Raw genomic sequence first — 8,419 nt, 5'->3', positions numbered from 1 at the left:
GAAGATCGCGCGCTCACGCCGGGCAACTGGACCTATCGCCCCGACGCCAATGGCAGTGCGGCGCTGTTCGGCCCGTCGGCCCAGCCGCTTGTCACATTGCGCTGCGACCGTGCGAGCCGTCGGATCAGCATCATCCGCGCCGGGGCGGGGCAAGGCGCGATGGTGATTCGGACCAGCTATGGCGCGGTCAACTGGCCCGCAACATCGCAGCCCGGCGCCCAGCCGCATGTCATCGCCATGCGCGCGGCCAGCGACGCGGTGCTGGACCAGATTGCCTATAGCCGTGGCAAGATAGGTGTGGAGGTTCCGGGGCTTGCGCCGCTCGTCCTGCCGGTCTGGGCGGAAATCGCGCGTGTGGTGGAGGATTGCCGCGCCTAGCGGCATCGCACCGGGCGGCGCGGACGGACAAGTATGATTCCAAAAAAGAATAATACAAGGCTTGATCATCGCATCCGTCTGATTCACATTTCGCTTCGTGGCCGGGTGAAGATTTGATCCAACAGCGGCCATACGGGCTCAATATAGCGAAAGGAGGTGATCCGATGTCTCATGGTTCAGCAATGGGGTCGGTCAAGTCCATTCGGGAAATGCGCCGCTGAGCGACGCCTTAGCGTCGATTTCGCGGGGATTTGAACCTTCGGTAGCCGATATACAGGCCCGCTCTTTCCCCTCGACATAGCGCGATCATCATTTCCCTTGGGCGGCGCTTCTGGCCGCTGACCATGTCAATGATGGGCCGTCGGGCTGGTCCCGGCGGCCCCTCTCATGCCTGCCGCAGAAGAGGAAGGCGGCAGGCCCGCCTGTGCGCTCGCAGGCCCGCCGGGCAGATACGGTCGCGGAGCGGCGGATCCCACCGCCGGCCGGCCCCTATCCCCGCATCGTGCCGGTCTCGATGTAACGCTGGTGCCAGGCCAGCGCCTCGCCCGGCAGCATCGGCGATTGCAGGCCGAAACTGCCCTTCAGCGCCCGCGCATAATAGTCCGCCAGCATCGGCCGGAAATCGGGATGCGCGCAATTTGCGATGATGACCTCGGCGCGCTGGCGCGGGGCCAGGCCGCGCAGGTCGGCCAGTCCTTGTTCGGTGACGATCACCTGCACATCCTGGTTGATATGGTCGACATGGCTGCAATGCGGCACGATCGCGGAAATCGCGCCGCCCTTCGCGGTCGAAGGCGTCATGAACACCGACAGATAGGCGTTGCGGGCAAAGTCGCCCGATCCGCCGATGCCGTTCTGGATGCGCGACCCCATCAAATGTGTGCTGTTGACGTTGCCGTAAATGTCGGCCTCGATCAGGCCGTTCATCGCGATGCAGCCAAGGCGCCGGATCAGTTCGGGATGGTTGCTGATTTCCTGCGGGCGCAGGATCATCTTGTCGCGGAAGCGGCCCATGTCGGCATTGAGCCGTGCGGCCGCCTCGGGCGACAGCGAAAAAGCGGTGGCGCTCGCCATGCGCAGCTTGCCTGTTTCCAGCAGGTCCAGCATCCCGTCCTGGATCACCTCGGTATAGGCGACCATATTGTCGAATGGCGCATCGATCAGGCCGGTGAGCACGGCGTTGGCGATGTTGCCGACACCCGACTGCAATGGCAGCAGGGAAGCGGGCAGACGGCCCTTGCGCACTTCATGGCCCAGAAAGTCGAGCAGATGGCCGGCGATCGCGTGGGCTGCGGCATCTGGTGGCGAGAAGGGGGCGTTGCGGTCGGGCGCGTCGGTTTCGACCACCGCGATCACCTTGGCGGGATCGCAGCGGAAGGTTGGCTGGCCGATGCGCTGGTCGGCGCGGACCAGCGGGATGGGGACGCGATGCGGCGGCAGCGCGGTGCCGTAGTAGATGTCGTGCATCCCCTCCAGCGCCGGGTTCTGCCAGCGATTGACTTCCAATATCACACCCTTGGCGCGATCGATCCAGGTCTTGTTGTTGCCGACCGAGGCGGATGGGATGAGGTCGCCATCGGCGGTGATGCCCGTCACTTCGATCACCGCGATGTCGAGATCGCCCAGGAAGCCCTGCCACGCCATCGGCGCGACCTGGCTCAGATGCATGTCGAAATAGTTCATCTCGCCGCGGTTGATGCGTTCGCGGGCGATGGGGTCGCTATTATAGGGCAGGCGGAATTCGACGCCGTCAGCCTTGGCCAGTGCGCCGTCCAGTTCCGGGCCGGTGGAGGCGCCGGTCCAGATCTTCACGCGGAAAGGGTCGCCCGCCTGATGCGCGGCGGTCATGCGCTCGGCCAGCGCCAGCGGGACGGCCTTGGGATAGCCCGATCCGGTGAAGCCGCTCATCCCGACGGTCATGCCATGCTGGATCAGTGCGGCGGCGTCTTGCGCTGTCCGGCGTTTCGGCGCGAAGCCGCCATGGGCGATGCGATCGGTCATTATCCTCTCCATTCTGCGGTCAATCGGGCCGCGATACATCTTTGCGTTCTGGCTTTTCGGTCGGCGAGACAATAGAGAATTCCCGCACAATGATTGTGTGAGATATGTGCAAATGTCTGACCTGTTGCTCGCGATGCGGACATTCATCCGTCTTCACGAAATGCCCAATTTCTCGCGCGTGGCGCAGGAAATGCACGCCAGCCACACGACCATAGCGCGGCGGCTGGACCAGGTGGAGGCGCATTTCGGCGTGCCGCTGTTTCATCGCACGACGCGGCGGCTGGTGCCGACCGGGGAGGCCGACCGGCTGCTGGTCCATGCCCGCGCGATGCTGGATGCGCTGGACGCTGCGGAGGCCGATTTCGGCGCTGCCAGGGATCAGCCCCGCGGGCTGGTGCGAATCGGGCTGACCACGGCGCTCGGCCTTCATTATGTCGAGCGACTGGGAAAGTTGACGGCGCGTCATCCGGGGCTCCAGATCGACTGCGCCATGACCGACTGGCAGCGGGACGTGGTGGAGGATCGGCTGGACCTCGCGCTGCGGGTCGGCCCGGTGGGCGACGACAGCCTGGTGATTCATCCGCTGGGGCGTCTGGCCCGGCGTCTGGTGGCGCATCCCGATTATCTGGCGCGTCACGGGATGCCGGTGAGAGCCGACGACCTGGCGGACCATCAGTGCATCGCCTATGCCTATGGCGACAGGCGCGCGCGCTGGACGATCGACGGGCGGGAGCGGCTGGCGGCGGGCGTCTTTCGGTCCGACAATAGCGAGGCGGTGCATCGCGCGGCGCTGAGCGGTCTGGGCATCGCGCTGTTGCCCGCAATCCGGGTGGCGATGGACCTGGCGGCGGGGCGACTGATGCCGGTGCTCCCCGCCAGCACCATCGCCCCGCTCGACATCTTTGCGGTTCACCCCTCGCATCGCCGTCTGCCGCCACGCGTGCGGCTGGTGCTGGATTTCATGAAGGCGAATTTTCCGTCGGAGGGGTGATCCGGCTCAGCGCTCCACCCCCTTTGCCTTGCCCCAGGCGCGGGCAGCGGTGTAGCCGAGATAGCCGGTGCCAAAAAGCGCATAGAGCGGTTCGGGCAGGGCGTTCAGATAGGCCCGCATCCCGGCGGTGATCGCCGCCGCCACATCGGGTCGCGCGCCCGCGATCAGGCCCATAGGCACCGACCAGAGCAACAGCGCATATATGACGTACAGGAAGGCGGGCCGCGCACGCATCGCCCAACGATCCGGGCGCTCCTCATCTGACTGGTTCAATTGCCGTCTCCTTTAACCAATCCGGTTTGCAAGCCAGCCATAGAGAAAGGCTTCGTTGGCCGGGCGGCCTTCAGCCAGCGCGATATAGCGTTCGCCCTGCAACGCTTCGATCGCCTTCAGCAGCACCGTATCGCCGGCGTCGCCCCGCAAGGCGCGGAAGGCGCGGAGCGCCGCCAGCGTGCGGGCGCCAAGCAGGCGGTCGAGTTTCAGGTCGGGATAGTCTTTCTGATTGCGGTTGAGCGCGTTGAGCGCCCGCTGGAGAAAGCCGGTCGCCGTGGCGACGCCCATATTGATGGCGGTATCGAACAGCTCCGCAGCGACCGGCCAGCTCAGTTCCGCGACGAAGGCATAGCCCGGCCGCTCCCAGTAAAGCCTGCGATAGATGGTTTCCGCGACATTGCGGGGCAGCACCTGCATCGCGCCGGCATAGCCGTTCGCGCGCGCCACGGCCTGGGTGATGCCCATGTTTGTGGGGCCGCCGCGATCGGCGGGATGGTCGCTAAAGCCGCCTTCTCGGGCGATGACCTCGTCGATCAGGTCGTGAATGTCCATATGCGCCTCCTGTGCGTGAAAGAGGCGAATCATTTATCCTATATGGTTCATTGTAGGACAGCGGCAAATTGCATATGGCAGCGCTTTTCCCCGCTTCCATATGTCGCTAGGCGAGGCGGCGGTATCATCATGGACGGAGCGAATTGCATGGACATCGACATTCCGCACAGCCTGGGCAAGGATGAAGCCAAGCGGCGGATCGAACACGGCCTGCCCAAGGTGGAGCAGCGCATCCCCGGCGGCGGCACCGTAACGGCGGCCTGGCCGTCCGACTATCGGTTGGACATGACGATCACCGCGATGGCGCAGACCATTCCGGTCGTGCTGACGATCCAGGAGGATCAGGTGCGCGGCGCCGTGTCGGTGCCGATGCTGATGAAGATGATGTCCGGCCCGATCTCGGAATTTGTGAAGACCAGCGTGCAGAAGGTGCTGGCGAAGCCGGTTTGACCCCAATCCGCGGCGGTCGTGGCGGGTGGATGTCCAATGAGGGAGGGCCTGACGCCGGATCTTCGCTGAGAGCTAGACGAATCGGGGGGCGAATTTTCGTCAAGCACGCGCACGGGAACCGGGCTGCTTCTGCCGCCTGCACAGGCGATGTCTGATGCTTGGTATTTTGGTCGGGACGAGAGGATTCGAACCTCCGACCCCCACACCCCCAGTGTGATGCGCTACCAGGCTGCGCTACGTCCCGACCGGAGGGCGCCCAATAGAAGCATGATCGTCAGGATGCAAGGGTTCAATCGCACGGGGCGAGCCATCCTGTCCGAATCCCATATCAGGTTGCCTCTGCGCCCTCATCTGTGTTAGCCGCCCGCCCTTGATCCGTGGGTGCCTTTGGGCAGCCCGCGACCGACAGAAAATAAGGCAGTCCCACCCATGTTCATTACCCCAGCCCTTGCCCAGACCACGGGCGGAGAAGCCTCCGGCGCCGGTATCCTGGTGCAGATGGCGCCGCTGGTCCTGATCTTCGTCGTCTTCTATTTTCTGCTCATCCGTCCGCAGCAGACGAAGATGAAGGCCCATAAAGCCAAGATCGACGCCGTGAAGAAGGGCGACCAGGTCGTCACCGGCGGCGGCCTGATGGGCAAGGTCGTGCGCGTGGACGAGGTTTATGCCGAGATCGAACTGGCGCCGGGCATGAAGGTGAAGGCGGTCAAGTCGACACTGACCGACGTCATCGACCCGATGACTGCCAAGCCCGCGAACGACTGAGCGCCTCCATGCTGAACTTTTCGCGCTGGGCGGTCGCCGCGATCCTCCTGCCGCTCCTGCTCGGCGTCCTGTGCGCCGTGCCGAGCTTCCTGCCCGACGCGACCGTCGCGAAGCTGCCCGGCTTCATGCAGACACGCGTAAACCTGGGCCTCGATCTTGCGGGCGGCAGTCATTTGCTGCTCGAAGCATCGACCCAGGATGTGGCGAAGCAGCGCCTCACCAACATGGAGGAGCAGGTCCGCACCGAATTGCGCCGGGGCGATCCCCGGATCGCGATCGGCGATATTTCGAGTCGCGACGGGAAGCTGAGCTTCATGGTGCGCGATCCCGGTCAGGTGGACGCCGCCGTCGAGCGCATCCGTCCGCTGACGCAGGGCGCAGGGCTGACCGGCCAGCGCGATTTCAATGTCGAGGTTGTGAACAGCTCCACCATCGTCATCACCCCGACCGACGCGGGCATCAAGAATGCGGTCAAGAGCGCGATGGAAGTCGCGACTGAGGTGATCCGCAAGCGTATCGACGAAATGGGCACGCGTGAGCCGACGATCCAGCAGCAGGGCGACAACCGCATCGTCGTGCAGGTGCCGGGGCTTCAAGACCCCAAGGCGCTCAAGGATCTGCTGGGCCAGACCGCCAAGCTGGAATTCAAACTGGTCGACATGACCGCCAATCCGTCCGAAGTGGCGCAGGGCCGCGCGCCGGTGGGCAGCGAAGTGCTGAAATATCCCGGCAATCCCAGCGGCATTCCCTATATTGCGGTCAAGCGGCAGGTGATGGTGTCGGGCGAGGATCTGACCGACGCCACCCAGGGCTATGACCAGAATAATCAGGCGATCGTCAACATCCGCTTCAACAGTTCGGGTGGACGCAAATTCGGCCAGGTGACGTCGCAGAATGTCAACCGCCCCTTCGCCATCATCCTGGACGACCAGGTGCTGTCGGCCCCCAATATCAACGAGCCGATCCTGGGCGGCAGCGCCCAGATCAGCGGCAGCTTCACCGTGGAAAGCGCCAACCAGCTCGCCATCGCGCTGCGATCGGGCAAGTTGCCGGTGGCGCTGACCGTGGTGGAGGAACGCACCGTCGGACCGGGCCTTGGCGCCGATTCGATCCGCGCGGGCCTCATCGCCTCGATCATCGCGGTCGTCGCGGTCGCCGCCTTCATGTTCGTGAGCTATGGCCGTTTCGGCGTCTATGCCAATATCGCCGTCGCCATCAACGTGCTGGTGATCCTGGGCGTGATGGGGATTTTGGGCGCGACCCTGACGCTGCCGGGTATTGCCGGCTTCGTGCTGACCATCGGCACGGCGGTCGATGCCAACGTGCTGATCTACGAGCGCATCCGCGAGGAAAGGCGGCGCGGGCGCAACGTGGTGCAGGCGATTGAACATGGCTATAAGGAAGCCAGTCGCACCATTTTCGAGGCGAACGTGACTCACGCCATCGCTGGCGGCATCATGCTCGCGCTCGGCTCCGGCCCGGTCAAGGGCTTCGCCATCGTGCTGCTGATCGGCATCGCGACCAGCGTGTTTACGGCGGTGACCTTCACCCGCGTCCTCGCCGCGCATTGGGTGCGCACCAAGCGCCCGACCGAAATCCATATTTGACGGGGCGGGAGAGAAACCATGAAACTGCTCAAGCTTGTCCCCGACAACACCAATATCGGCTTCGTGGCGATCCGCCACTGGGCGTTTGTGCTGACCGCTATCCTGACGCTGCTGGCCGTCGGCGCGACGGCCTATAAGGGCCTCAATCTGGGCGTCGATTTCGTCGGCGGCCTGATGATCGAGGCCAAATTCCCGCAAAATGTCGAAACCGACAAGGTGCGCGCCACCATCGGGCGGCTGAATGTGGGCGAAAGCTCGCTCCAGCAGTTCGGTGATCCCAAGACGGTGCAGATCCGTCTGCCGTTGCCCGAACAGGGTGGCGCCGGCGCGGCCAATGCCGTGGTCGAAAAGACGCGCAACGCCATGCAGGCGCAGTTCCCCGGCGTCACCTTCTCCCGCTACGACACGGTGTCGGGCAAGGTGTCGGGCGAACTGATCCGCAACGGCGTGCTCGCGGTGCTGCTGGCGATCGTGGGCATCGCGATCTTTTCCTGGTTCCGCTACGAATGGCAGTTCGGCGTATCGACCTTCATCTCGATCATGCATGACGTGCTGATCACGCTGGGCTTTTTCGCGATCACCCAGCTCGAGTTCGACCTCAACATCGTCGCGGCCGTGCTGACCATCGTGGGTTATTCGATCAACGACAAGATGGTGATCGACGACCGCATCCGCGAAAATATGCGCAAATATCGCAAGATGGACATGAAGGCGCTGATCGACCTGTCGGTCAATGAAACGCTGCCCCGCACGGTGATGACGTCGCTCACCATCCTGCTCGCGCTGGGGTCGCTGCTGCTGTTCGGCGGCCATGTGCTGCGCGGCTTCACGGCGGCGATGATGCTGGGCGTGGTGGTCGGCACCTATTCATCCATCTATGTGTCGTCTTCGCTGTTGATTTCGCTGGGCCTGACCCCGCAGGCGGCGGAAAAGAAGGCAAGCAAGGGCGGCATCGCATCCCAGGCCGAACGCGTGGGGCCGCGTGACGACGGAGCGCGTCCCTGACCGACGCCGGCATCAAGATCCGCCGCGATGACAGCGGGCAGGGACCGATCGTCACCGGCTTCCAGGGCAGGGGCTTTCGGGTACGTGACGATGTCTTTCCCGGCGGGTTGTTGCTGAACCCGACCAGGGCGCTGGCCTGGTCCGACGCGCCGGCAGTGGACGCTTTGACGGTGACGGCGCTCGGCGATCTGCTCGATCTCGATCCTGCACCCGAATTCCTGCTGCTGGGCACCGGGACGGGTCTGCGCCAGCCGCCGCGCGCCATGGTGCGCGCGTTGGAAGCGCGCGGAATCGGCGTCGAGGCGATGGACAGCCGCGCGGCCGCTCGCGCCTGGGGCGTGCTGCGCGCGGAGGAACGCTGGATCGTGGCGGCCCTGCTGCCGCTCTAGGAAGCGGG

9 protein-coding genes, 1 tRNA gene and 1 pseudogene are annotated in these 8,419 nt (G+C 64.5%); 7 read left to right on the top strand and 4 right to left on the bottom strand.

Annotated elements, in window-relative coordinates:
* A pseudogene (locus tag C100_RS31005) lies at positions 1-378 on the top strand (hypothetical protein); the annotation flags it as partial.
* Positions 379-867: 489 nt separating this feature from the next.
* Here the strand turns inward: C100_RS31005 and C100_RS31000 are convergent.
* Positions 868-2,379, bottom strand: a complete 1,512-nt coding sequence (locus tag C100_RS31000; RefSeq protein ID WP_024018929.1) for an acetyl-CoA hydrolase/transferase family protein — start codon at positions 2,377-2,379, stop codon at positions 868-870.
* 112 nt (positions 2,380-2,491) lie between these two features.
* Here C100_RS31000 and C100_RS30995 point away from each other — a divergent pair, with 112 nt between their 5' ends.
* On the top strand, positions 2,492-3,370 hold the full coding sequence (locus C100_RS30995; protein ID WP_024018928.1) for a LysR family transcriptional regulator: 879 nt from the start codon (positions 2,492-2,494) through the stop codon (positions 3,368-3,370).
* A 6-nt stretch (positions 3,371-3,376) separates the two neighbouring features.
* Here the strand turns inward: C100_RS30995 and C100_RS30990 are convergent, their stop codons facing one another.
* On the bottom strand, positions 3,377-3,643 hold the full coding sequence (locus C100_RS30990; protein ID WP_024018927.1) for a 3TM-type holin: 267 nt from the start codon (positions 3,641-3,643) through the stop codon (positions 3,377-3,379).
* A 12-nt stretch (positions 3,644-3,655) separates the two neighbouring features.
* Positions 3,656-4,195, bottom strand: coding sequence for a glycoside hydrolase family 108 protein (locus C100_RS30985; RefSeq protein WP_031308838.1), 540 nt, complete (start codon positions 4,193-4,195; stop codon positions 3,656-3,658).
* A 147-nt stretch (positions 4,196-4,342) separates the two neighbouring features.
* Here C100_RS30985 and C100_RS30980 point away from each other — a divergent pair, with 147 nt between their 5' ends.
* Positions 4,343-4,645, top strand: coding sequence for a polyhydroxyalkanoic acid system family protein (locus C100_RS30980; RefSeq protein ID WP_024018925.1), 303 nt, complete (start codon positions 4,343-4,345; stop codon positions 4,643-4,645).
* Between the two features lie 167 nt (positions 4,646-4,812).
* Here C100_RS30980 and C100_RS30975 read toward each other — a convergent pair.
* A tRNA-Pro gene (locus C100_RS30975) sits at positions 4,813-4,889 on the bottom strand.
* Positions 4,890-5,074: 185 nt separating this feature from the next.
* Between C100_RS30975 and yajC the strand changes: the two genes are divergently transcribed.
* From yajC to C100_RS30955, 4 genes are read left to right on the top strand one after another with little or no spacing between them, the layout of a single operon-like run.
* Positions 5,075-5,410: a preprotein translocase subunit YajC gene (gene yajC, locus C100_RS30970; RefSeq protein WP_024018924.1), complete on the top strand. Its 336-nt coding sequence runs from the start codon at positions 5,075-5,077 to the stop codon at positions 5,408-5,410.
* 8 nt (positions 5,411-5,418) lie between these two features.
* Positions 5,419-7,017: a protein translocase subunit SecD gene (gene secD / locus C100_RS30965; RefSeq protein WP_024018923.1), complete on the top strand. Its 1,599-nt coding sequence runs from the start codon at positions 5,419-5,421 to the stop codon at positions 7,015-7,017.
* An 18-nt stretch (positions 7,018-7,035) separates the two neighbouring features.
* Positions 7,036-8,022: a protein translocase subunit SecF gene (gene secF, locus C100_RS30960; protein ID WP_024018922.1), complete on the top strand. Its 987-nt coding sequence runs from the start codon at positions 7,036-7,038 to the stop codon at positions 8,020-8,022.
* A gap of 47 nt (positions 8,023-8,069) precedes the next feature.
* Positions 8,070-8,411 carry an MTH938/NDUFAF3 family protein gene (locus tag C100_RS30955; protein ID WP_084625320.1) on the top strand — a complete coding sequence of 114 codons (342 nt, stop codon included), beginning with the start codon at positions 8,070-8,072 and terminating at the stop codon, positions 8,409-8,411.
* Positions 8,412-8,419: the final 8 nt, after the last annotated feature.

The organism is Sphingobium sp. C100 (assembly GCF_000508185.1).
Lineage (GTDB): Bacteria > Pseudomonadota > Alphaproteobacteria > Sphingomonadales > Sphingomonadaceae > Sphingobium.
The sequence above is the reverse complement of the archived record's forward strand: the minus strand, read 5'-3'. Positions and strand labels throughout refer to the sequence as shown.